The organism is Bacillus salacetis (assembly GCF_049177075.1).
In the GTDB taxonomy this organism is placed as follows: domain Bacteria; phylum Bacillota; class Bacilli; order Bacillales; family Bacillaceae_B; genus Rossellomorea; species Rossellomorea salacetis_A.
The window spans coordinates 2,335,758-2,360,853 of the sequence record NZ_CP185377.1 but is presented as its reverse complement, the minus strand read 5'-3'; the positions used below and the strand labels follow the sequence as shown (position 1 = coordinate 2,360,853).

Annotated in this window: 24 protein-coding genes; 19 read left to right on the top strand and 5 right to left on the bottom strand. The window is 41.3% G+C overall.

All coding sequences use genetic code 11. From position 1 onward, the window contains the following. Positions 1-70 precede the first annotated feature (70 nt). Complete coding sequence (locus ACOJQI_RS12210; protein WP_421378132.1) at positions 71-1,069, top strand: DUF3231 family protein; 999 nt, start codon at positions 71-73, stop codon at positions 1,067-1,069. A gap of 801 nt (positions 1,070-1,870) precedes the next feature. Then, positions 1,871-2,416 (top strand): DUF7010 family protein, encoded by a 546-nt coding sequence (locus tag ACOJQI_RS12205; RefSeq protein ID WP_421378130.1) that lies wholly within the window; start codon positions 1,871-1,873, stop codon positions 2,414-2,416. A 71-nt stretch (positions 2,417-2,487) separates the two neighbouring features. Here ACOJQI_RS12205 and ACOJQI_RS12200 read toward each other — a convergent pair whose 3' ends face one another. Next, complete coding sequence (locus ACOJQI_RS12200) at positions 2,488-3,072, bottom strand: MEDS domain-containing protein (RefSeq protein WP_421378128.1); 585 nt, start codon at positions 3,070-3,072, stop codon at positions 2,488-2,490. 224 nt (positions 3,073-3,296) lie between these two features. Between ACOJQI_RS12200 and ACOJQI_RS12195 the strand changes: the two genes are divergently transcribed. The 5 genes from ACOJQI_RS12195 (at position 3,297) to ACOJQI_RS12175 (ending at position 7,821) form a co-directional block, all read left to right on the top strand. Further along, positions 3,297-3,845: an NADPH-dependent FMN reductase gene (locus ACOJQI_RS12195; protein ID WP_421378125.1), complete on the top strand. Its 549-nt coding sequence runs from the start codon at positions 3,297-3,299 to the stop codon at positions 3,843-3,845. A gap of 35 nt (positions 3,846-3,880) precedes the next feature. Beyond that, the gene (locus tag ACOJQI_RS12190; protein ID WP_421378123.1) at positions 3,881-4,885 is read left to right on the top strand and encodes a ring-cleaving dioxygenase; all 1,005 of its coding nucleotides are present in this window, start codon (positions 3,881-3,883) and stop codon (positions 4,883-4,885) included. Beyond that, on the top strand, positions 4,882-5,493 hold the full coding sequence (locus ACOJQI_RS12185; RefSeq protein WP_421378121.1) for an alpha/beta hydrolase: 612 nt from the start codon (positions 4,882-4,884) through the stop codon (positions 5,491-5,493). Before ACOJQI_RS12190 ends, ACOJQI_RS12185 begins: the two co-directional genes overlap by 4 nt. Before the next feature lie 224 nt (positions 5,494-5,717). Next, positions 5,718-6,809, top strand: coding sequence for a low temperature requirement protein A (locus tag ACOJQI_RS12180; protein ID WP_421378119.1), 1,092 nt, complete (start codon positions 5,718-5,720; stop codon positions 6,807-6,809). 25 nt (positions 6,810-6,834) lie between these two features. Further along, on the top strand, positions 6,835-7,821 hold the full coding sequence (locus ACOJQI_RS12175; RefSeq protein WP_421378117.1) for a ring-cleaving dioxygenase: 987 nt from the start codon (positions 6,835-6,837) through the stop codon (positions 7,819-7,821). Positions 7,822-7,894: 73 nt separating this feature from the next. Here ACOJQI_RS12175 and ACOJQI_RS12170 read toward each other — a convergent pair whose 3' ends face one another. Next, positions 7,895-8,797, bottom strand: coding sequence for a LysR family transcriptional regulator (locus ACOJQI_RS12170; RefSeq protein WP_421378115.1), 903 nt, complete (start codon positions 8,795-8,797; stop codon positions 7,895-7,897). A gap of 166 nt (positions 8,798-8,963) precedes the next feature. On the opposite strand from ACOJQI_RS12170, the gene ACOJQI_RS12165 reads away from it, so the two are divergent. The 5 genes from ACOJQI_RS12165 (at position 8,964) to ACOJQI_RS12145 (ending at position 19,537) form a co-directional block, all read left to right on the top strand. Then, entirely contained in the window at positions 8,964-9,149 is a 186-nt protein-coding gene (locus ACOJQI_RS12165) for a Spo0E family sporulation regulatory protein-aspartic acid phosphatase (RefSeq protein ID WP_421378113.1), read from the top strand. 393 nt (positions 9,150-9,542) lie between these two features. Continuing rightward, on the top strand, positions 9,543-13,268 hold the full coding sequence (locus ACOJQI_RS12160; protein ID WP_421378111.1) for a S8 family serine peptidase: 3,726 nt from the start codon (positions 9,543-9,545) through the stop codon (positions 13,266-13,268). 748 nt (positions 13,269-14,016) lie between these two features. Beyond that, complete coding sequence (locus tag ACOJQI_RS12155; RefSeq protein WP_421378110.1) at positions 14,017-18,150, top strand: S8 family serine peptidase; 4,134 nt, start codon at positions 14,017-14,019, stop codon at positions 18,148-18,150. 301 nt (positions 18,151-18,451) lie between these two features. Then, complete coding sequence (locus ACOJQI_RS12150; protein WP_421378108.1) at positions 18,452-19,003, top strand: SurA N-terminal domain-containing protein; 552 nt, start codon at positions 18,452-18,454, stop codon at positions 19,001-19,003. An 84-nt stretch (positions 19,004-19,087) separates the two neighbouring features. Beyond that, on the top strand, positions 19,088-19,537 hold the full coding sequence (locus ACOJQI_RS12145; RefSeq protein ID WP_421378106.1) for an NUDIX hydrolase: 450 nt from the start codon (positions 19,088-19,090) through the stop codon (positions 19,535-19,537). A 117-nt stretch (positions 19,538-19,654) separates the two neighbouring features. Here ACOJQI_RS12145 and ACOJQI_RS12140 read toward each other — a convergent pair whose 3' ends face one another. Beyond that, a complete protein-coding gene (locus ACOJQI_RS12140; protein ID WP_421378104.1) occupies positions 19,655-19,804 on the bottom strand; it encodes a hypothetical protein in 150 nt (49 codons plus the stop codon). Between the two features lie 195 nt (positions 19,805-19,999). Between ACOJQI_RS12140 and ACOJQI_RS12135 the strand changes: the two genes are divergently transcribed. The 5 genes from ACOJQI_RS12135 to ACOJQI_RS12115 all read left to right on the top strand — a co-directional run bounded on the left by ACOJQI_RS12135 (position 20,000) and on the right by ACOJQI_RS12115 (position 22,316). After that, positions 20,000-20,161, top strand: a complete 162-nt coding sequence (locus ACOJQI_RS12135) for a hypothetical protein (protein ID WP_421378102.1) — start codon at positions 20,000-20,002, stop codon at positions 20,159-20,161. A gap of 150 nt (positions 20,162-20,311) precedes the next feature. Next, a complete protein-coding gene (locus ACOJQI_RS12130) occupies positions 20,312-20,698 on the top strand; it encodes a DUF3021 family protein (protein ID WP_421378100.1) in 387 nt (128 codons plus the stop codon). A gap of 45 nt (positions 20,699-20,743) precedes the next feature. Then, complete coding sequence (locus ACOJQI_RS12125; RefSeq protein ID WP_421378098.1) at positions 20,744-21,352, top strand: hypothetical protein; 609 nt, start codon at positions 20,744-20,746, stop codon at positions 21,350-21,352. Positions 21,353-21,429: 77 nt separating this feature from the next. Then, on the top strand, positions 21,430-21,900 hold the full coding sequence (locus tag ACOJQI_RS12120; RefSeq protein ID WP_421378096.1) for a GNAT family N-acetyltransferase: 471 nt from the start codon (positions 21,430-21,432) through the stop codon (positions 21,898-21,900). A 35-nt stretch (positions 21,901-21,935) separates the two neighbouring features. Then, complete coding sequence (locus ACOJQI_RS12115; protein WP_421378094.1) at positions 21,936-22,316, top strand: hypothetical protein; 381 nt, start codon at positions 21,936-21,938, stop codon at positions 22,314-22,316. 68 nt (positions 22,317-22,384) lie between these two features. Here the strand turns inward: ACOJQI_RS12115 and ACOJQI_RS12110 are convergent, their stop codons facing one another. Further along, positions 22,385-23,227 (bottom strand): aldo/keto reductase, encoded by an 843-nt coding sequence (locus ACOJQI_RS12110; RefSeq protein WP_421378092.1) that lies wholly within the window; start codon positions 23,225-23,227, stop codon positions 22,385-22,387. 286 nt (positions 23,228-23,513) lie between these two features. Between ACOJQI_RS12110 and ACOJQI_RS12105 the strand changes: the two genes are divergently transcribed. Then, on the top strand, positions 23,514-23,882 hold the full coding sequence (locus ACOJQI_RS12105; protein WP_421378090.1) for a hypothetical protein: 369 nt from the start codon (positions 23,514-23,516) through the stop codon (positions 23,880-23,882). Positions 23,883-23,902: 20 nt separating this feature from the next. Continuing rightward, positions 23,903-24,436 (top strand): hypothetical protein, encoded by a 534-nt coding sequence (locus tag ACOJQI_RS12100; protein ID WP_421378088.1) that lies wholly within the window; start codon positions 23,903-23,905, stop codon positions 24,434-24,436. 125 nt (positions 24,437-24,561) lie between these two features. Here the strand turns inward: ACOJQI_RS12100 and ACOJQI_RS12095 are convergent, their stop codons facing one another. Then, positions 24,562-24,993 carry a hypothetical protein gene (locus tag ACOJQI_RS12095; RefSeq protein ID WP_421378086.1) on the bottom strand — a complete coding sequence of 144 codons (432 nt, stop codon included), beginning with the start codon at positions 24,991-24,993 and terminating at the stop codon, positions 24,562-24,564. Between the last annotated feature and the right edge of the window lie 103 nt (positions 24,994-25,096).

Genomic DNA, 25,096 nt, shown 5'->3' with positions numbered 1-25,096 from the left:
CATGTGTATACTCAATAATTATCGGGGGACATTAAAGGTAAAACTTGATCAATGGAGGGATGATCACTTCATGAGTTCCCCGGAGAGTGTAAAACTGACGTCATCCGAAATGGCTTCCTTGTGGGATGCTTATATCAGCAATACGCACACTGCATGCGTTCTTAAACACTTTGTGGCGGTAGCGGAAGACTCGGATGTTCTGAAGCTGCTAAGTGAGACTTTGGAAGTCATTCAGAATGCAGAACAGAAGACCAAGAAGATTTTAGAATCGGAGAATATACCAATTCCCATTGGATTCACTGATCAAGATGTGGATGTCAATGCGCCGCGCCTCTTTACCGATACATTTTCTTTACTGTACATAAAAAACATGGCAAGAGTGATGCTCGCAGCTTGCAGCCTGATGTATTCCATGTCCACCCGGAAGGATATCCGGAATCATTTCAAGGAATGCATAAATCGAGGAACGGACATCTTTGATTCGGTTAGTGATCTGCTTCTTGCCAAAGGGACCTATATACGGCCGCCGTTCATTGAACCGCCGAAAGAAGTGGACTTTATCGAGAATAAAGATTATGTAAATGGCAAGAACTTTTTCAAGGATCAACGATATCTGAATGCCATTGAAATTTCTCATATTTTTGCAAACATAGAATCGAATGTAGTAGGCAATGCTTTGACACAGGCATTTGGACAAACGGCTGATTTAAAACAAATCCGCGACTTCATGGGGGATGCGGGACAATTGTGCACGAAAGTGGTCAATACCCTGACCGAGTACTTGACAGGAAGCAAACTGCCAGCACCGATGGGATCCGACACTCATGTGTACAGCTCGCCAAAGCCTCCTTTTTCAGATAAACTGATGGCTTATGAAATGTCCGTCCTCATCGCCACGGCCCTGTCGGATTATGCGACCTCCATGGCTGCCAGTATGAGGAACGACTTGAAGTCACATTACATGGACCTATTGGAAGACACTTTGAAAATAGGGAAAAAAGCAGAGGATATCATGATTGAACATGCGTGGCTCGAGCAGCCGCCGCAGCAAGACAAACTGACGAGGTGAGACTTTAGATAGGATTCACCAATTAGTTGGAATTTCAGGGCCAGTAAGAAAATAAATTGATAAACAACAGGCGGATTCGTAAATGAATTTGTCTGTTTTTTTGTTGAGAAGGGGCCTATGCAGACATCATTTGGTAAGGGGGGAAGAGATGATGTAGGAAAAAGGGGTCTATGGGGACATCATTTGGCTGCCGAGGAAGAAATGATGTAGGAAAAAGGGGTCTATGCAGACATCATTTGGCTGGGGAGGAGAAATGATGTAGGAAAAAGGGGCCTATGGGGACATCATTTGGCTGGGGAGGAAGAGATGATGTAGGGAAAAGGGGTCTATGGGGACATCATATGGCTGGGGAGGAAGAGATGATGTAGGAAAAAGGGGTCTATGCAGACATCATTTGGCTAAGGAGGAAGAAATGATGTAGGAAAAAGGGGCCTATGGGGACATCATTTGGCTGGGGAGGAAGAGATGATGTAGGGAAAAGGGGTCTATGGGGACATCATATGGCTGGGGAGGAAGAAATGATGTAGGAAAAAGAGGTCTATGCAGACATCATTTAGCTCGGAACGAGGATATGATGTCACAAAGCGATGCTTATCCCTGCACATAGGGGGGGAAGATGAAATGAGATGTTGTTTAACACCGGAGTTTTGAAGCGGGCTGAGATGGCTGGCTTTTTTATATGAATGTTTCATCATTCGGCATTCCAGCTCCTTCTATTTACCTAAAAAAGATGGAATAAATGGAAGAGTCATTGTATATTAGTTTTAGGATGGAAAATTATAGAAAAATAGGGGTGTCAGTATGTCTCAGACTCTTGTACAATTGCATTCTGAAATTAGTTCAGAGGCCAAGAAAGGATATCCGATTCTTTTAGCGGGTTCGATTGTGTTCCTGGCATTTACGTTCCTGCCATTATTTTTACCGATGGAAACGGTGCACCTGGTATGGATCTTCGGGCTAAGCACGATCTTCCCGTTAGGGTTGCTGTTCTGCAAGCTGCTTGGTATTAATATTTTGTCTTCCAAGAACCCTTTGGGAACATTAGGGGGAATCATTGCCTTCCCGCAGGCATTTTTCATCCCGGTCTTCATCATCGTGTATATGAATATCCCGGAATATCTGCCGTTCACGATTGGATTGCTAGGGGGTTCGCATTTTCTTCCTTACATGTGGATCTACCGCAGCAAAGCTTATCTGGTAGTAACATTCGGAGTGTGCCTGCTTTCCATGGTATTCGGAGCTTGGTTCGTCGACCAGGCTTTCACCATCGTTCCCATTGCAATTTCGGCTGTGTATGGTCTGGGGGTTCTGCTAATATTATGGGAATTAAAGGTGGAGAACCGCTAGGAGTGCAATCTCTTAAAATTAATTAAAGCCGGAGGCATCTCCGGCTTTTTCACATATTCAAAGATAGTAAATCACTTGCCTGCCCCTATTTTAGGCGCAGCAGTCTTATACAGAACAGACTTAATTAAATCGTCGTCCGTCATGATATGAAGGTGGGTTTCTTCTAAAACGGACTGCATGCCGGGGGGCATTTTTTCTGCCTCATAAGCACAGACGAGTGTTAATTCGTGCTCATATACCACTTGGTCAACACCCTTTTCAAAGTAATCGACGATATGGGAAGGGTCTTCAAGTGTTCCCCATTCAACATTTGTCCACGTGCGAAAAGAAATGTCATTTTCTAAGTATGGGTTCAACGTTTTATTCACTTGTTCAAAAATCACAGGGGGATGGTAGCTGCCGCTTGATTGATAGAATTCATAATTGTTGACCATATTCACTTTTTTCATTTGCTCTTTCGTCAATTTTTCAGCTAAAAGAGCTTCAAGGATTAATAAATTTCTTTCACTCTCAATTAAGATGACAGATTCTCCCGACTCGACTCCGTCAACCAGATAATCAACCGCATTCTTAAAATAAGAATCGTTGTTCCCATGACTATAAAGGATATGTGTACAAATGTGATTCTTTACGTGCCTGTTTACGAATTCAGACATAGAGACACCTTCCTTCCTATGTATACTCTTCTAGAGCGTGCCCGAAAAACCTTTAGGTCTAATAGAGTAAAATAAATTTCATGGTTTTTGCGTTAACTTTTAGTTAATTAAAATTAAAAATAGTTAAATTTACATTAACCAAAGGACCGCTTATACTTATATGGCAATCTACTTGGAATTAAACAGCTCCGGTTCTTCAAGGAGTGAAACAGGGAGGAATTATAGTGGAAAAACAGAATCTATCGATCGGCATTATCTTAGGAAGTACCCGTAAAGGACGGGTGAGCCCGCAAGTAGGGAAATGGGTAAAGGAAATTGCCGATAAGCGGGAAGATGCCAATTATGAAATCGTTGATATAGCTGATTATAACCTGCCGTTCCTGGGGACAACAGATGGGCAAGAATCAGGGATTGCCGCCTGGAACACAAAGATTGAAAGCTTGGATGGATTCATATTTATTGTTCAGGAGTACAATCACAGCATAACAGGGGCCCTGAAAAATGCACTGGATTTAGCTCGGGAACCATGGAATAACAAAGCAGCAGGAATCGTCAGTTATGGTTCAACGGGAGGGGCACGTGCGGCTGAACACCTGCGTGGAATCCTGGGTGAATTAATGATTGCGGATGTCCGGGTTCATCCTACTTTGTCCTTATTTACTGATTTTGAAAATTTCACGACGTTTAAGCCGGTAGAATTACATCACAAAAATGTAAGTGCCATGCTTAACCAAGTTCTTTCTTGGAGCGGAGCACTTAAAACCTTACGGTGATTTATTTTTGTCACATCTAAGGAGGGGGACTTTTCATGATTCTAAAAGGAATACACCATGTCTCTTCATTAACGGCAAATGCCAAAAGGAACCTGGATTTTTACACTAGGGTCCTTGGTATGAGGTTAGTTAAGAAAACAGTGAACCAGGACCACACTGAATTCTATCATCTATTCTATGGCGATGAAAATGGGAATCCAGGTACCGAATTGACATTCTTCGAAATACCGAATATGGCCAGGAAATATCCCGGTACGAATAGTATTTCGAGCATTTCTTTACGAGTAAAGACAGACCAGGCGCTAACTTACTGGAAAAAGCGGTTTGATGATTTAAAAATTGACCATGGTCCGATCAGCCACCGTTATGGCCATGCCACTCTCTCCTTTAGAGATTCCGACGGACATGAAATGTCATTGATATCAGATCAAAACAATAGCGGTGTCCCGGCAGGAAAAGCATGGTCGCAAAGCGGCATTCCCGAAGAGTTTGGGATTGTTGGTCTTGGACCAGTCAAACTGACTGTAAGGTATTTGGAACCGACTGCCCAGGTCCTTACCGAGGTGATGGGTTTTAGAAAAACGGGCCACTATCTAACAAACGATAATACCAGCAGTGAGGTACACGTTTTTGAAACAGGAGAAGGAGGGAACGGTTCCGAGATTCATATCGAACAACGGAAGGACCTTCCTGAAGAGAGGCAGGGAAGGGGCAGCGTGCATCATGTTGCTTTCAGGGTTTCAACTGACGAAGAACTGCATCAATGGGTCAACCACCTGAAAAGTGATGGATTAAAGCCGACAGAATTTATCGACCGGTTTTATTTCCGTTCTTTGTACTTCAGTGAGCCAAATGGAATATTGTTTGAACTTGCTACAGACGGACCTGGATTCAACTTGGATGAATCCTCTGAGCATTTGGGGGAACAGTTATCACTGCCGACATTCTTGGAACCTCGGCGCAAGGAGATAGAAGCCAGGTTGAAGCCATTGCCAACAACAAGCCGAATGAGGAAGTTCAGAGAGGAGCGAGAGGATTGAAGCATTTTTTCCACAAGAGTAAAGAAACCAACGAAGTTTTTGTGCTCCTGCACGGAACTGGCGGAAGGGAGACAGATTTATTGCCTGTAGCAGGTCGGATCGACCCTGCATTGTCTGTTTTAGGAATCAGGGGGGATGTGGGTGAAAACGGGCAATACCGTTATTTTAAAAGGCAGCCCGATGGCTCCATGGACGAAGAATCTTTAAAAGAGAAAACCAAGCCGCTCCTTGATTTCTTATTTGAAGCAGCGATCACTCACCAATTTGAGCAGAAAGAGATACATCTTATTGGTTATTCAAATGGTGCCAACATGGCGGTTAGTTTATTGTTGCATAAACCTGAATTCTTCCGCAGTGCCATGTTATTACATCCAAGCCACCCGTTAAAGTCCTTTGATACTGCTGAATTGAATGACTTAGACATCTTTATCACAGCGGGGGCAAAGGATCAACTCGTACTCCCTGGCGAAGCTGTACAACTAAAGAAGCATCTGCGTCATTTAGGAGCGCGTGTTTCACTTCACATGACCGACTATGGACATGAGTTGAGAAATTCAGAATTCACTCAAGCAGCGAAATGGTGGAGCGAGAATATCAAAACGGTTTGAAAGGAAGACATCAGCCATCTGCCACAGGTCCGTAAAAGATCCATTCAACAGAAAGCTTCTGGAGACCAAAAAACAGGAACAGGAGTCAAAAGGAAAATGGGATATGACGTTTGCAGAGGCTGGCAAATTACCACGATTTGATTTTTGGAGACCTGGGGACATGGGAACAACTACAGGCCTTTATCGATGGTTTTGTGGAAAAGTAATTAACGGAGGGAGTTCAATTGCCTCACAAAAAAGTAAATTGGATTGAATTGTTTTATGACTTGATCTTTGTCGCAGCGATTGCGACAGCAACCCATACCTTGCTGCACATTGAAGAAGGCGTCATCCCTGCTGAGTATCTGATTAAATTTGTTCTCATCTTTATTCCCATATGGTGGGCTTGGACAGGTCAGACACTCTTTATTAATCGCTATGGGGAAGACACGCGTGTGGACCGCATTTGGATGAGCATCCAGATGGTTTTTGTCATTTTAATGACCGCGAGTCTATCGGTTGATTTCGATGGAAATTATCTCCCATTTCTCATAGGCTATCTGGGTATACGCTTCGTTGTAGCATTTCAGTATCTTCTAGTGATCCGAATGGAAGCCGGTGACAGGAGAATGGTAGCCAGGTTTCTCGGGTATGGTTTTCTCATCGGAGCACTGATTTCCTTAGGGTCCTGTTTTTTTGACTCGTGGATACGGTATATCGTCCTTTATCTGGGGATTGCAGTCGATATTACCATACCGCTGCTGGGTCGCAAATATATAAAGCGAGTGCCCATTAATACCCCTCATTTGTTAGAACGGTTTGGCTTGCTGACGATCATTTTGTTTGGGGAATTTATTGTAAGTATCGTGACAGTCTTAAGTGAGGGAAGGCCGTTAAATCAGAGCTTTCTGATTTTGCTGCTATCGTTCACAGTGGTGATGGCCATGTGGTGGCAGTACTTTGATAATTTAGAGAATAAAATTGACAAAGAAAACACAACCTCAGGACAAGTTATTGTTTATGGTCATCTATTCATCTATATGTCCATGAGCATTATGGCTTCAGTCATTCAACTGGGATTCTTATATAATATTGATCATACCTTGTTCGTTTCATTAGCTTTTGGGTCAACGCTCATCTATGTTGCTGGAACAAGTCTTGTGTTCCATAAATATCGACATCATCATGACCGGTTGGGGATAAGGCACTTCATCTATTTTTTCGGCAGCATTGCCGCTTTATGGTCTGGCAATATAGTGCTCCCTGTTAATGAAATAATCATTTTCATTGAGCTTGCCGTCTTTTTCATAATATACGCTTTTATTACTGTAAAATAATATTTCTTAGTAAAGGAGATTGGATATGAATCACTTATCAGGAATCCATCATGTAACCGCTATAACAAGCAGCGCGGAAAAGAATTATGAATTTTTCACTTATGTCCTGGGTATGCGACTAGTCAAGAAAACAGTTAACCAAGATGATATCCAAACATATCATCTATTCTTCGCTGATGATAAAGGCAGTGCCGGGACAGACATGACTTTCTTTGACTTTCAGGGCGCTCCTAAAGGGATAAGCGGAACAAATGAAATTTCGAAAACATCCTTCCGGGTACCTGACGATCGAGCATTGGAGTATTGGGTAAAACGATTCGACCGACTGGAAGTCCAACATACTGGCATCCAAACTCAGTTCGGCAAGAAAACACTTGCTTTTGTCGATTTTGATGATCAACAATATCAATTAATTTCAGATGAATTGAATAAAGGGGTTAAGTCAGGTACACCTTGGCAAAAAGGACCGATCCCGCTGGAATACGCGATTACAGGATTAGGACCCGTTTTCGTCCGCACTGCGTTTATTGATTACTTTCAAGAATTATTGGAAAAAGTGTTCTTTATGCGCAAAGTTGCAGAAGAGGGTGCCTTCCATATGTTTGAGATGGGAGAAGGCGGAAATGGTGCCCAGATTATAATTGAACACAATAATGACATGGCACAAGCCCAGCAAGGGTTTGGCTCCGTCCATCATGCTGCCTTCCGTGTAAAAGACCGAAGTGAACTGGATTACTGGCAGAATCGCCTGGCAGAGTTGAACTTTTCCAACTCGGGTTACGTAGAACGATATTTCTTTGGGTCTCTATATACTAAAATGGCACCGGGCATTCTATTCGAACTGGCAACGGACGGTCCTGGTTTCATGGGAGATGAACCTTATGAAACCCTTGGAGAAAAGCTTTCACTGCCGCCTTTCTTAGAATCAAAGCGTGAAGAAATTGAAAATGCGGTACGTCCCATTGACACGGTGAGAAGCACAAAAGAACTTGAAAAAGAATATGAATCTTAAGAATTAAATCATAAGCATCCATTGAACAATATCAATGGATGCTTATACATGAAGGAATGGTTTTCGCGTCGTGCTACTTCTTGACAGCTTTCAAGACCATCTTTTGAAATTCCCTTACTTCTTCTGATGCTCGGCGTGACGCGGGCTGAACACCCCAGAAATCGTAATAACTATATTCATCCGATCCGGCCTTTTTTATGGGGATTATCGCTAGGTTACCGTTTAAAACGTCGGGATGGTTAATGAAGGTCAGGTTATGGACAAATAGGATTGCACAACCTCTTGTCACGGCCGCTCTCAATACATCGATATTATTGGAAGTGAAAAGGGCTTTGATATTGCTTACATATTGTTCGACCATTTCTTTCATTCGTTCAGATTTATAAAGGACAAACCTTTCATTTTTAATATCATCGACTGTTAAGAATTCTTTATGATATAGATCGGAGTGCTTGCTGACGCAAACACAGATATTGGCGTTAAACAAAAACTCATATTTGATGCAATCCATGATTTCAGGGCGATGCAGCTCTTCGGTGTAATATTGGGAGAAACCGACATCTATTTGATTATTTTTTAATGCTTCCAAAATATCATCTTTTTCCATTTCCACGATTTCTACATCAATATCCGGATTTTCACTGCTGAAAAGTAAAAAGGCATCATACATCACATATGTCAGCGCTGGGCCGCAGCCTATCTTAAGAGACTTCACTTTCTTGTCGGGTCTGAATTCTTCATAGAGTTTTTCGGTTTTTTGAAGAATTTCTAGTCCTGATTTTATTAATTTTTTACCGTCCATGGTTGGAGTGACCCCTTGGCGGGTACGATTGAAAATGGTGATTCCGAGCTCCTTCTCGAGCAGAGTGATGGCCTTACTGACAGCGGGCGTGGAAACATGCAGATTATTAGCAGCCTTGGTTAAAGATCTTTCTTTTGACACTTCTAAAATATATCTCAATTGATCAAGGTTCAATATATATTACTCCCTATGAAATAATTTTTGTTCATTATTTTTCAATAAAACAAGCGAATGTATGTATTATCATACACATTTTCAACCTTTATAACAGCCTTTAAAGGCGTCTGCTATATTATAAACCTTCTAAATTGACAAGATTAATAAAACGAGGGGGAAATACATGGAAAGCAAAGTCATTAGCTTGCAGCGGGAAAAACTAGAAGAATTGATCAACGAATTAAAAGATAAGCTTTATCAATCATACCTGCATAACGGACTTGATAGTCCAGAGACGATCAAAATCAGCCAGGAGCTGGATGTACTTTTAAATTTAGCAGGGGAGATTTTTGGCAACAGGAAAATCTAACGAGGAAAACCAGTAATTCAAATATATATTTTTTCAAAAGAGCTTCTATCTTTGGTAGATGCTCTTTTTTATTTAATGCAGCCGATTTACTAAGGACAATTTAAACCAAGTTTTCGTTAGAAATTAGTCTATTTGTCCCGGTGGATTTTGGAAGAGAGACCTCATTTGGTTATTTTAGCTTGTTTTTATAGTATATTGGCCCTCTGTTAAAACCACCTTTGTCAGATAATTCTGACGTATATTAAAATTCGGTTAGACCTAACTTCTTTGTTTTCCCTCCTATGAGGAGGTTCAACTTTGAATCTATTAAAGGGGGATCGTTTACCTGGGAATGTATGAGTATCTCACATCATGACTCACATAAATACTGATAAATAGAATAGGAGTATGAGAATGAAAAACATTAAAGCAAAATCTCTGTTGACTGGAGCTCTTGCTGTAACAATGCTTACAGCGCCACTGGTACCGACAGATGCAATGGGATCATCAATACCGAATCAAGACCTGGACAACCAATCAGCAGCTTTAGCAAACAGTATTACGGGGGAGCATGTCATTACCCTTATTACCGGTGATGTGGTTAAGGTTTCCGTATTGGATAACGGAAAATATATAATCAGTCCCGACCAAACGAAATCTGATGGAAAAGGGCTCAGGGTCATGACTGCAGGAGAAGATACCTTTGTATTCCCGGACTCTGCAATGCCATATCTGGCTGCTGATACGCTGGATGAAGATTTGTTCAATATAACCAAATTGATTGAGTACGGGTACGATGATAAAAATCTGTCATCTTTGCCAGTCATCGTAGAGTACAAGGAGTCCAAAGGAAGAACCTTCTCCCGCAGCCCTGTGATTAAGGGAGCGAAGAAAGTCCGGGACCTCGAAAGCATTAATGGAGCAGCCCTTACAGCAGAGAAAGATGATGCCCAAACATTTTGGGAAGAGGTAACGGCTGAGAAACAACAAAAGGATGCTTCTGCAGCTCCTATTTTTGCCAAAGGGGTCGAAAAGATTTGGCTGGACGGCCGGGTCGAGGCATCTCTGGACCAAAGCGTCTCTCAAATTGGTGCTGATCAGGCTTGGGAACAAGGATTTACCGGAAAAGGAGTCAAGGTAGCGGTACTGGATACCGGAATCGACCCTGAACACCCTGATATTGCGCCGCAGCTGGATGAATCCGTCAGCTTTGTACCAGGTGAAGGGGTGACTGATGTCCATGGTCATGGAACGCATGTCGCGTCCACCGTGCTGGGTACAGGGGCAGCAGACAGTAAGTATAAAGGGGTCGCTCCCGGTGCACGCCTGTTAGTAGGTAAAGTATTAAGTGATGCCGGTTATGGGCAGGACTCCTGGATTATAGATGGAATGGAGTGGGCTTCTGATCATGCCAAAATTGTCAATATGAGTATAGGAAGTGATGTTCCGAGTGATGGGACAGATCCAATGGCTCAGGCTGTGGACAGGCTTTCGGAAGAAGATGGTACCCTGTTTGTCATCGCGGCGGGCAATAGAGGCGGTGAAGGGACGATCGGTTCCCCGGGTGCGGCTGAGTCGGCATTAACGGTAGGAGCTGTAGATGATTCAGATAGACTCGCCTACTTTTCATCCAAAGGACCTTTGCATGGTACAAAGGCGCTTAAACCAGATTTATCAGCTCCGGGAGTTGGTATCATGGCGGCCCGTTCCCAATATGCTTCAGGAAGCGGTTCCTACGTAAGCAAAAACGGAACGTCAATGGCGACTCCACATGTTGCAGGAGCTGCAGCCATCCTGGCTGAAAAGTATCCGGAGTGGGACGGGGAAAAGTTAAAACAGGTGTTGATGAATACCACGGTTAAGCTGGATGACTATCAGCCGTATCATGTAGGAACTGGACGGGTTGATATCCCTGCAGCACTGGAAACAGAAATAAGCGCGACAGGAGCCGTTTCATTCGGGCATTTCATGTGGCCCCATGATCAGGCTGAACCAGTCGATAAGGTAGTCACTTACACCAATGACGGTGACCAAGATGTCACTTTGGACCTTGAAACAACGTTTACCAATGCAGAAGGCGAGGAAGCACCTGATGGTTTGCTGACTCTTTCTGATACTAGCATTACCGTTCCGGCGGGTGGAAGTGTGGATGTCAATGTTCATCTGGATTCCACAAAAGGTATTCCTGGTTCCAGATATCAAGGTTTCCTCACAGCAAATGTAAACGGCGAACCAGTTGTGCATACGACGATGGGAATGTTGAAAGAAGAGGAACGTTATCCACTAACAATGAAAGCGACTGACCGTGATGGCTCTGAAGCTTTGGCCTATGTGATATTGTTCAGTGAAGAAATGCCACCTCAAGTTGTTGCTGTAAACGGGACAGCGGAGTTTAGACTGCCGCCAGGCAATTATTCTGCAATGTCAATGATGAAGGTGGATGTAAACACTGATCACAAAGGTGTTGCGCTTGTCGGAGATCCTGAAATTATTTTGGACAGCCCGAAGACGGTAGAACTGGATGCAAGGAAGGCAAATGAAATTTCCGTTAGGGTGTCTAAGAAGGCAGAACCAACCTATCAAAGGCTTCAATATTTTCAAAAAAAGGGTAATATGACAGCAGGCTCTTATTATTGGACCCCAGTTTGGGTTGATAAACTGTATGCTGCACCTACTAAAGAAGTAGAAAATGGTGAATTCGAGCAGTTAACCCGCTGGCGCCTGACTGAACCACTTTTGTCAATTAACTTTAAAGGTAAAGAATTGGATGATATTCCTTTTGCAGGAAGCACATTGCTGGATGGAAAGCATAATCTTGAGACCGTTTATGCCGGCAAAGGAACATCTTCTGATTATCAAAGTCAAAAGGTGGAAGGAAGAGCAGTTGTAGTAGATCGGAATCCTGAAATAACGGTTTCTGAGCAGGCTGCTGCAGCCGCTGAAGCTGGTGCAAAGCTTTTGATTATTGCAAACAATGAAGAAAAGGAATTTAGTGAATATGCGGGAACTCCTGACTATCAAAGCAACCCGATTGCTGTCGCAGGTATCAGCAAACAAGAAGGAGTGAAGCTGGTCAAAGCAGCTCGTTCAGGAAATCTCAAATTGAAGGTTGAAGGAAAACCGGATTCCGATTACGTCTATGATTTATTGGATGTTCATGCCGGTTCTATCCCAGAAGACCTGGGGTATACACCAAAGCAAAGTGATTTGGCAGTTATCAAGGCAAATTATAACTTACCGAATGAAGCAGACGGAGCTGAGTTCCGCTGGGATTTTCGCCCTTATACAGCTGTGGGCATAGGCTTTCCACAAAGATTATCTCTACCACATGCTAGAACCGAATATGTGACAACAACTGAAGGTACAAAATGGTATCAGCAAGCTGCTGAATTGGAAACGGGTTGGGAAATCCGCCAACCGTTAAAGGACTATTCGGGCGGAGAAAAAATCTCAGAAAACTGGTTCTCTCCCGTTGTAAGACCAAGCCTGGGAGTCGGATACTGGCTGCCAAGACGTGCAGGGAGTCATCTTATGATCAATACTCCTGCATGGGCTGACGGAGGAAAAGGTAACACCGGTGGAGCAGGTTATAGTTTTTCTAGAGAAAATCAGACTCATAAATTATACAAAGACGATACTCTTGTTATAGAAGGAAAAGGACAGGCTATGAACGGATTCGGTGTAGTACCGGAAGAACGAACTCAATTTCGTTACGTGACAGAAGCGAAACGTGATGAGGAGAAATGGAAAACTTCGATCAGAACTAAGACGGAATGGACTTTCTGGACAGATGCATCTGATAATTGCTGCTATAACCTGCCGTTCCTGTCACTTCATTATGATGTAGACACAGATAGAAGTGGAAATGCTCCAGCCGGCCGATCAACAAAACTTGAAGTTTCCGTGGAAAAAGTTAAAGATGCAATGGGATATGGAAAGCTGGAAGGTTTGACATTGGAGATTTCTTTTGACGAAGGTCAGAAGTGGGAGAAAGTAGTACTCGATGAAAACGGCGATACTTTTACTGCCATCATCAACAATCCTAAAGGTGCTGCCTCTGTTTCTCTTAAAACAAATGCATGGGACAGTGAAGGAAACAAAATCTCTCAAGAGATCATTAAGGCTTACGGATTGAAATAAGTTTCAAATGGATGCCCCTTGGATGTACAAGGCGGCATCTTTTTGATTGCTGACGAAATTATAAAAGTCTCAGTGTTTGGATAACAAAATTAATTTCTGCATACAGCAGCACCCAGCCCCCGGATCATATGCCGATCCATCTAGAAGGTCAAAGAGCGACCTGCGACGGGGTCTGATTAAGGCTCTATTGCTTTTGTTCCGTTGAAGAATGATATCCCTCGAACAGGAAGCGGGGTACATCAAAAGGTGAAAAAGAGAAAATTACGTCCTTCAAGTGAATCCGTTCCTGGCACCCGATCCACCCATGTTCCTCAAGCCTGCTTAAACCCCAAAAGAAAAATGACAAATGTATCAGCAGGCGGTTTTACATACTCAAAAAGGCAGCGCAAGAGCTTCTCAATCTTCACTTAATAGGTAAGAAGTTGCTATCGAAACCCCGATTGTTTCCTTGTTTGCAGCATAATAAAATTTAACTGACACCACGATTTCGTACGACTACCTCGAACCCTTCTATTTATTTATGTGCGGCTGGCTGCACTGGTATTCTGCAACTCTCCACAACTGCTTTAATAGATCTTTCATCCTGTCCAATACTTATACATACGCCTATGAATCTAGAAATCTTTATTCAGTAACTTGGGGTTGAATGCAAAAACACCATTCGTTAGTCACTAAGTGAATGAAAGGTCAAATAGTAGTACGACTTGATAGGAAAACGTTTATTACTTATTAAGGAAGGAAGGATTAAATGAAACCATTTAATGTTATCACCACAGGTTTACTTGCGACAAGCATGCTTCTTACAGATGTCTCGCCTTCAATGGCGCAAGGGAATCCATCGTCCATGGACAAGCTGGAATTATTTCTGCAAAACGCTACACAGGAGGACCGGGAGCGGATTCATGCAGGCCAGAATCAAGCAGGAGAGAAATTTGTTTCCCCTGAAATCAATGTGCATTCTAATGAAGAGATTGGTGTAATAGTTCAACTCACACATGATCCTGCAGAAGTGGAAGTGAAGAAGAAGGAGCTTAAGGGGGAAAAGGTTGCTCTTCAAACAGCAAAAGAGAATCTCAATAAAGTTCAACATCGATTTAAAGAGAAGCTGAAGAAGCAGCAATCGAAAGCCAAAGGGAAAGCTTCTATACAAATCAGTAAAGAATATCAGCAAGCATTTAATGGTTTCGCTATCAGACTTCCGGCAAGTGAAGTTAAGGAGCTATTGAAGTATGAAGAAGTCCAAGCCGTGTATTACGATAAGGAAATCAAGGTAGATCCCATTTCTTCCAGCGGTAAGACTGCGGATTCTTCACCAGCAATGAGCAGTCTATCTCAGATCTCTGCCCAGTATGCTCACGCAGAAGGATTTACAGGGAATGGTATCAAAGTCGGCGTTCTGGATACGGGGATTGATTATAACCATCCCGATTTGAAAGATGCATATAAAGGTGGATATGACCTCGTGAATGATGACGATGATCCAATGGAGACGACGTATGAGGATTGGAAAGAATCCGGTCAATTGGAGTTGAATCCGTTGAGTGGTACAACATATTACACCTCTCACGGGACGCACGTTGCCGGAACAATTGCCGGACGTGCTGTAAATGAAAGTGGTGTGAAAGGAGTAGCACCGGACGCAAATCTCTATGCATATAAGGTGTTAGGTCCATATGGAAGTGCACCAATGTCAACGATTATCGCAGGAATTGAGAAAGCCGTAGAAGATGGGATGGATGTTATTAATCTATCACTTGGCGGTTCCTCGATCAGTCCTTTGGATCCTACTGCTATAGCAGTGGATAATGCCATGCTGGCAGGCACCGTTGCCGTTGTGGCGGCAGGAAACTCAGGAGATGATCAATATACGGTTGGCAGTCCGGGCACGGCCAGTCTTGGGATCACTGTCGGAGCGACTGATTACTCTGTTACTATTCCTCAAGCTGTTGGATCTCTTGTAAATAGCTCAGAGAATGCAGAATTTGGAGATATTCGTTTGCTCGGGAAAGATTTTGGACCTCTTGATAAACTCCTAGGCTCTGAACTTCCTATTACCTATGTAGGAATCGGGCAGGAAAATGACTACGAAGGAAAAGATGTTGAGGGTAAGATCGTCTTGATTTCAAGAGGAACCAATGGCGTGAATGAGAAGATCTATATAGCGAAACAGCATGGTGCGAAGGCAGCGCTTATTTTCAATAATAATCCTGAGGAAGGACATATTCCATATTATTTTGGAGAAGAAGTCCAATTCATTCCGGGATTCTCACTGACTTATGAAAGCGGGCAAGCGATCCTGGAAGCTTTAAAAGAAGGAACCAAATTTTCCTTCAATCATTTTGATGAAGTTACAGCTGAGGGAGACCATTTGGCAAGTTTCAGTTCACGCGGTCCGACAAGGATTACTCATGATATCAAGCCGGAAATTGTTGCACCGGGAGTTGGCGTTTATTCATCGGTGCCAAGCTATATGCAGGGAAGTGAATATTTAGGGAATTACGATACAGCTTACCATCGGGCTTCAGGTACATCCATGGCAGCACCCCATGTGGCGGGGGCAGCAGCTGTCCTTCTTCAGGAGAACCCTGATCTTAAACCGGAAGATATTAAAACAGCACTCATGAATACGGCCGATGAAGTAAAAGGTCAAACAAGCGTATTCGAGCGGGGTGCCGGCCGTATCGATGTGTTCGAAGCTATGAAGGCAGACGTGGAAATCGAAGTGAAGCATGAGGTTCTAACTGCTGCAGCCGATTCAGGGGATACTCATGAAGGAGAAGTCCACCTTCATGACAGTCACTCCGTTGATCAGATTATAGAATATAGCGGCGATTTGAGTTTTGGTGGAATTAGTAAAACCGGAAAAGATATTTCAGAACGTCTCTCACTGACTCTTAACAATAACAGTAATGAACAAAAAAAATTCTCCGTTTCTTTTGAAGAGAATCAAATCGAAGGCAACGAAAGCATGCGGGAAAATGGAGTCAGCTTGTCGTTTGCCAAAGCTTCAAATGTAAAACCAGGAAAAACTAAAGATCAGAATATCATTTTGAACATCCCTCACACGGCGAAAGCAGGTTTTTATGAAGGAATGGTAACGTACACCAATAAAGAGAATCCAGAGGAAAAGTATCAGCTGCCTGTTGGGTTCAGGCTCTTAGACCAGGGAATCAAAGAAGTGACCGCTCACTTCACTTCTTTTACTACACGGCGTGATTACAACCATGGATATATGGGATATTCACCGATTACGTTCTCCTTAAACAGTGGGATGGAAAGAGTGGACATCGTTCTGAAAGACGCAGATACAGGTGAAGGTCTTGGTGTAATCGATTCGTTTCCATTTTATTTACCGGAAGATTATCTTTTTGGACTTGAATTTGGTTTTGTAGGACTCTATTATCCTTTCACAGGGAATCCAGAAAACCCGGTAGCCTATTCTAAGACCTTAGCACCTCCGGGGAATTATCAGGTAGAAATCGTCGGGACCGATGGAAACGGCAAGACCTATAGCAAGTCGGACAATCTATTTATTGAAAATTCTCTTCCTGAAGTGAAAACAGAACAAACAGGTGGAGTGTATGAGGTGTCAGAAGAAGGTCTTATTGTAAAAGGAAACATTTACAATAACCATGTGGAAAAGATGAAGGAATACGGGGAAAACTTTGATCAGTCTACGAATACAGTAAATGTTTTATCTTATTCCCCTTATAGCAGTACACCTGTAGAGGTAGATCCAGAAGGTGACTTCCAAACAAAATTACAGCTTCCGGATGGAAAGGAAAAAGGGAAATTCACCTTGCATTATTATGATCAGGCCATCAACGGTATGCAGGATCATCCTGACTTAACCTTTGATCTTATCAAAGAAGGGACTCCATATGCTAAATTGACTTCACAGAAGAGCGATGTGAAGTATGGTGAATCAGTGACGTTACAACTTTCAACTCATCATTCAGCAGTCCATGGTGGAACTTTTGATATCCGGTATGACAATACTGTTTTCGAAGGGGTAAAAGCTGTCATCACCGAAGAGCTAAAAGCATTTGCGGTCTCAGAGGGAGTAGAGATTGAGGCAGTAACAAAAGAACCAGTAGTCTCAGGAAGCAGGACGACTATTCCACTAACTTTAAAAGTTGATGGGAATGTAAACAAAGAGATTCCGAATGATATTAAATTAGTGGATATCAAGCTGAAGGTGAATGAAACACCTTCTTCTTATAAAAAATGGGTATATCCAATCGAATTAACAAAATCTGAAGTTCAGAGTTCATCAGGTGAAACCCTTACGGTTCATTCGTTTGGCAAAGGTATCAACATCATCCCAACGCATTCTCAGCTTGAAGGGGGCTTTTTGCCTGATGGATTTACTAACGGAGTTTGGTTCCGACCGGGATTGGATATGTCCTCGGTAGGAGCACAAGTTACCTTGACCGATCAATCGGGAAAGGTTCAAAATGGAAGTATCAACAGAGGGGCTAGGTATACATTTAAAGAACTTGCGAATTCAGATGAGGCTTATGATATAAAGATTACTGTTCCTGGTCACTTCACCCGACATGCGAAAGTAAGTCATTTGGGAGACGGATTTAATGGAGAGCAGGCTGGACGAATGACCTACATTTTCTATGCGGAAATGCAGGCAGGGGATATTAACCAGGATGACGTCATTGATGTGATGGATGCGATTGAGGTCCAGGATCATTTTGGAACAAGTAACCGTGAAGCGGATATCAATTTTGATGGAACGGTAGACACCACCGACCTCCAATATATCATTGACAATTATCTCGTACAGAATCCAGATGTGTTGAATCCTCCTGCAGGTAAAACTGAATACGATGGAACAACACTAGAAGATATCGTAGGGGACTTGAATTAAATACTTTCTTAAAAACCAAAACGGCTAAACAAAAACGCTATTAACCTTTTAATAGCGTTTTTGTATTGAAGGAAAAAGAGAATGGAAGGAAGTCGTTGTCAATTACCAGACAAATAAGCGGAGAAATTTCTCCTATTCTGCAGTCCAACCGGAAAACTCCGCTTATTTTTACAGGTTTTCAAATCAATTAAGGAATTTATGGTAAAATTGTGTGTGAATTGTAATATTTGAGTGAACAGGGAAGACCCTCGTGAAACCTAAGAATAGCACCTGAAAAATGCAATAGAAAGGTTGGACATTATTGAAGAAGTTGATTATTTTTTTGCTCTTCACCATTTCTTTTTTGGCAGGGTGTAGTGCAGCAGATTCAGCAAAAGAAGTCGTCGGAATTGAAACTCTGGATGAATATCTAACGGAAGAAAGAATTGATAGAAGAATGGAATCATTGGAAAGGCTGGACTCCTATTATCAATCAACCAATGATGAAGACTTAAAAGGTGACGCAATCGAACAATTAATTGATGAATACATCTTGAAGTATGAAGCGAAAGCCCGGGACTTGTCTGTCAACGAAGAAGAAGTACAAGATGTCATTGATTTCAATATTGAGACAGCAAAGAAAGGACAAAACGAAAACTTCAAAAACTATCTGGACGAAATGGATATGACAGTAGAAGAATACTATAAAGAGTATGCCTATGAATCTATAAAAGGAAAATTACTCGAAAACAAACTTAATGACGAAATAACAGCCAATGGTGAAAAGTGGGATGACTACAAGAAGAAAGTCATAGCGGATTACAGAGAAAAAAATGATGCTGAGATAAACAATCTAATGGAAAAAGAGAATTAAAGTATTTAATGGTTATTGTTTTAGATCACAGCGGATACTGCCTAGTTCCGGAGGAAGTTCACAGATGTTTTTGGAGGTAAAGATATGGACTATGTTAAAGATCTAAGAAAATTAGTCGGTCATAGACCGCTTATATTACCTGGTTCCGTTGTTTTAATATTGAATGAGGAAAACAAGTTATTATTGCAGCATAGAACCGACGGTGGCTGGGGGTTGCCGGGAGGGCTGATGGAGCTTGGCGAAAGTTTGGAAGATACGGCAAGAAGAGAAGTGAAAGAAGAGACGGGACTTAATATAGACAGGTTAAAATTAGTAGATATATTTTCGGGACCGGATTATTTTTTTAAAGTATCAAATGGCGATGAACTTTATTCTGTAACGGCTGTTTATGTGACAAATAACGTAAAAGGGACCTTAGAAATGGATGAAAGGGAATCTTTGGATATACAATATTTCAAGATTGATGAACTGCCAGAAGCTTTGACAGAAGAATACCGAACCTATATCAATTCATACATAAACCAAATGGGCTAACGGGAACTTCTTCGCACAAAAATTCTCATAAGAAAAAGTAGACTGAAAATCAAGAACGCTTGGGTGCTTGCCCAAGCGTTCTTGAGTGTGCAGAAAAATGAATGGAACAACTTCCTTCTAAAGATTGTCCGTATTGATTCTAGGGTATTCCTGTTCAAGAGCTGCCGCTGCCCTTGCATTTTCATTGTGTCGGTCGTCGATATCAACTGCGCTTTCTAATGAGTTGTATTCTTCGGTGTCGTTAGGGTTTTTCTTTTTGTCAGCCACCTTAATCACCTCCTACCGATAATATGCGCAATAACTACTTTGAAAATTAAAATGGGTGAAGTAATTTCCTATTTATTCACGTATATGGTGCTAAATGGAGAAATCCGAAACTAATACAAGTTGGTTTCCGTCTAATCACTAAAGCGAAATTCCGTATTTATGAAGCTTAGCCTTAATGTATGAGGAGCTGAGAATATGTGGTGGTTACCAATCATGATTGTGCTCGTCTTGCTATTTGCCTGGTTTATTGATTTCAGAAGAAAGAAGAGAGGTAATGATAAGCATATCCAGGGGAATTCGTCTTCAGCTAATCCAGGAGAAAGTAATAATTATCATTATGGAGAACGAAGAGATTAGAAGGGTGCAGCCGGGATTAGCCAATTGATCTTCGGCCAGCCCTTTTTTTATGGTCGGCCAGTTAATCAAGTTCTATGAAACTTTTACCAGGCAGCAATCGTATACAATAATATAACTGTCGAAATATTTTAATAGAAAGGGAAGGGATGTATGAATCTTTTATTTAAGGGATTGGTCAGAGGTGGAATTTTATTTATTATCGTGCTGATTATTTCTCTGTGGCACCAGCTGCAGGGTTCATCAGATAGTTCAACTGTCTTCATTTATAATGGTCTTATTGCTTTTTTCCTGGGATTGACAAGTGTGATTTATCAGATAAACCAATGGAGTTTTTCAAAACAAATTATCGCTCATTATTTGGCAATGCTGGTTACGGTGTTTCCAACTCTGCTTCTTAGCGGTTTTTACCCCCTAAATTCTTTCACCGATGTATTAAAGGTCTATCTACAGTTTAATAAAGCGGGCGTTATCTTGTTTTTCGCAACGTATTTTATTTTTAAACTGTTCAGGAGATCTAATAGTGTCAGAACGGAATGATTTGTTATGGTGAATAACACTAAATAATTATGGGAGGGTAGGAAGATGAAATTCATCGCATCAGTTGCTTCTCTTGTAATGGGAATCATTTTATTTACCGGGTGCCAATCAAGTGATGATGCTCAGGTAGAAATAAAAATGAAAAGTAATGAAGAACAAAAGGAAATTGCGGATACTTACACGTACGACGATTATAAAAAGGTATTTGAAGAGGCAGTTTCGGAAGCAAATAAATTTGACGAAGATGAGGAATTGACTAAGTGGATCATAAGAACTTTAGCTCAAGAAAAATTATACTATGAAACTGATTTAACGGATGAACAAGTTAAAGATTCAGCCAGAAAAGATATGGAAGAAGATAAAGTTTGGAAATCAATTGCCACAGAAGATTACGGCGTTTCAGTAACTGAAACAGAAGTAGACAATTATATCAATGAAGGACCGGATAGCGTTGATTCACCCCAGATGAAAGCATATGCAGATGCTTTAGGGTTATCAATAGAAGAACTTAACCACGATTTTGACCGAGATCTCTATGAAAAGAATGTTCTTTGGTTAAAACTCAAACCAAAGCTGGAAAAGAAATATGGCACAAATGATAATAATGAACAAGTTGAAAAATATGAAGAGGAAGTTGCAGAACAACTGAATTAAAATATTTATTAAAGGTCCTATGGAGCAGCCAATAGAGCCTTTGCGAAAAACAGAACTTCACCGAGGGGGAAAACTAATTGGATTTACATATCAGAGAAGCCAACAAGAATGATTATGATGCGGTTCATCAACTTCAAAAACAAGTCCACGAAATCCATACAAAGGAAAGACCAGACCATTATAGGATGGCTGACACCACCTTAGACAAGGAGTACTTCAACAACTTGATAGATGGAGAAAATACAAAAGTATTTTTATTGGAAGAAGCACAACCGATCGGCTATACAATCTTAACGATAAAAAATACGGAGGAAAGACCCATCCTCATACCAAGGAAAGTTGTCTATATGAACGATTTTGGAGTCGACAATAGATTCAGAGGAAAAGGAATGGGTAAGCTATTCTTTGAAAAAATAGTGGAGTTCGCAAGGAATATAGAAGCAGACTTATTGGAATTAGGGGTGTATGAGTTTAATGAGAGCGCCATAAAATTCTATGAATCAATGAATTTAAAAACAAAAATGAGACAGATGGAAATCAAATTATAATTCTTTTTTTCCATAATCCTTTGGGGAGGTTGAACATGAAACTTTCTAAAAAGTTACTGCTGCTCAGTATTTTGGCTGTTTTTCTCGCCGGTTGTAATAATGGGTTTTCGATGAGTCCAGCGACCGGCAATCCCACTCCGAAAGATTATCTGAAATACGAGGATGCTGATATCTTTTTTCTTGGCGATCATGTATATTCTAACGCGGAGGATTTGGACTGGGTATCTGAGTTGGATTATGAATTAGGGGAGGAACTGGGTGAAATAACATCGCAGGCAGACAAGGCATCCAAATTTAAAGATGGCACAGCTAATAAATTGCCGGTTGGAACAAAGATATACAACACCGATACTCCGGCATATATCGCAGTGGTGGATGGAGAAGAGATTCCCTATTTGAAAATGGTTGAGGGGTAATCAAATTAAAAAGGAGAGAAAAGGTGCGGTAACCTTTCCTCTCCTTTCCTGAATGACAGCATTATTTTTTAAAACTCCTCATACTCAGCAGGATCCTGGTCATTAAGCCGGCCGTCTGGCCTGGAAAGACTGGCAATGGTCTTCATATCCCCATCATCCAAAGAGAAATCAAAAATGGACAGATTCTCGAGTTGGCGGGCAGGAGAGGAGGATTTAGGAATCGGTACTGCCCCAATCTGATAATGCCAGCGAAGGACGACCTGGGAAATGCTCTTCCCGTGCTTCAGGGCAATCTCATTCAACGTATCGTTTTCAAAAACGTCAGAAGCACGATAGAGAGGACTCCAGGATTCCGTAACAATACCTTGTTCCTCGTGCCACTTTCTTTGTTCCTCTTGATTGAAAAATGGATGAAGTTCGATCTGATTGATGCTTGGCAGGACGCCTGTTTCTTTTTCCAATCGTTCCAGATGTTCCGGCAGGAAATTACTGACTCCTATGGAGCGGACCAATCCCCATCTTTTCGCATCAATCAATGCCTGCCATGCTTCCAGGTATAGATCCTGCTTCGGGTTCGGCCAATGAATGATATACAAATCATAGTAATCCAGGTTTGCGCGGTATAACGATTCCTGAATTGTAGTTACTGCATCCTGATATTTGTGATAGCGTCCGGGCAGCTTGGATGTGATTTTCAATTGTTCCCTGGGCACAGATGTACGTCGAATCGCTTCTCCAACAGTCCCTTCATTTTCATAATTATAAGCCGAATCAATCAGCCGGTAACCATTGTTAATAGCATGCTGAAGGGCAGTTGCACCATCATTTCCCTTCAGTCTGTATGTACCGAATCCAATGACTGGGATGCGGTTGCCATCATTTAATGCAATCTCTGGAATTTCGATATTCATTCTTTATCACTCCTTCTAATTGTATTTTTATGGATATTCAGTGATTATGCTTAGATTGTGGCTTGGGTTATTTAGGAACAGTTATTGACTAAATCGGTTAGCAGCTTAAAAGGGGTAATGAATTATGAGTAAGAAAAATATAGTGATCATGATATCTGTACTAATATCGGTTTTACTGTCTTCTTATTTTATCTTTCATTCAAAAAAGTTATATGGAAATGATAAGGTTTCAATCGTTCAGGTGATTAAGTCAATTGATGGCTATAACGATAAAGAAATTTAAATATTGGAAATCAATGATTTTGATGATGCTAGGCTCGTAGGCTTTCTATCTGGTAATAACCCCTCATATATAGAGTTCAACAAAAACGAAAAAGGGAATTATGTATGGAAGCATATTGAAACACACCAAGATGAATCATTTAGTATATTCTTAACCATTATGAGGAATTCAAAGTTAATGTTCGTGACCAATTCAGATAACGAAATCGCAAAAATGCAGGTAGATATAAATGGGACAACAATTGAGCAGAGTTTTACACCTTATCAAGCAACTGTTAGTTATGTTGATCTGCCTCAAACCAAAAGTAATAGTTACGATTATCGGAATTACAAATTTTTCGATATTAATGGCGAACTAATAAGAGACGAGTAGGGTCAAGGGGGAAATGATTCATGAAAAATCTGCTGACAATTGTAATTATAAGTTTTACGATGGTAGCTTGTTCGAACCAAACTAATTATGAGTTACCTCTTGATGAATATCCGCAGAACTTTTTTAACCAGGTAAGTGAGTTGCCTCAGGAAATTCAGGAAAAAATGATAGTTCCTACCGCGTTTCCTTTCGAAATAGAGGAACCAAGCTATCATAAGGATGAAACTTCAGATGGAGAGATAATCCTTACAGCCATAGATTTTGTATCTGCCGCTGAAGAAAAAACTGATAAAATTGTCGTGCATTTTACAACTTCCTATTTGGAAGGTCTTAATAAGATTGATGAGGAAGGAGCAGGAACTCTTAAATTAGATAATGGCATCGAAGCGAAGATAAGGAAAGATAATGAAGAGGACAAAACAATTATTTGGACAAATGATAATGAGACATTCCACACGTTGTCTATATTATCAAGAGGAGAGAAAATTACATTAGAACAACTAGCGATTATTGCTAACTCAATGACTCCTGTATCTTCTTCAAACGATTATTAATGGTTCTTTTTACTTAAGAAAAAGGAGCTTTTAAGGAAGACCTTTATAGCAGGTACCCACATATATTGAAAGACAAAAAGACTCGTCTTTTTCTTTTATATAGTTACCAGTTTGGATGTCATTTTCTAATTGTAAGCAATAAGAAAGGCATAACCCCAGCTCCCTGCAAGGAAAATTAAACTAGAGATAAAATACAAACTCATGCCCGAAGTACTCGCAGCCTTATATTCATGCTTATAAGCGTTGTTGGTGACGAACTTGGCGATAGTTCCCTGTCTGTTGATGCTGGCGTTATTCGTGATATTCGTGACCCATCCCAAACCGAAAAAGCAAAGGCTGGAAATAAAAAACGTATCGATTAGACTCCAGCTTCCCAGAACACTAAACGCATACGACCCGCCTGTCATCAATAGGAGTAGAAGAAAGATGACCGTAACATTCAGATATTTGGGGCTTATTCGTTTTTGAAGATATGTAGAAATGAAGTCGACTGCAAAAGCCGCGGCCGTCAGCCCAATAAGAAGCAGAATGGTAAATAGGATATTTAAGATAAACATGTATGTACCCCCTTTCATTTGTATACGGTTCATTTTGGAAAAAGTTTCAAAAAAAAGCAGCGGGGGACTGTCCCCCACTGCTTTAAAGTGGTAAAGGGGTTTT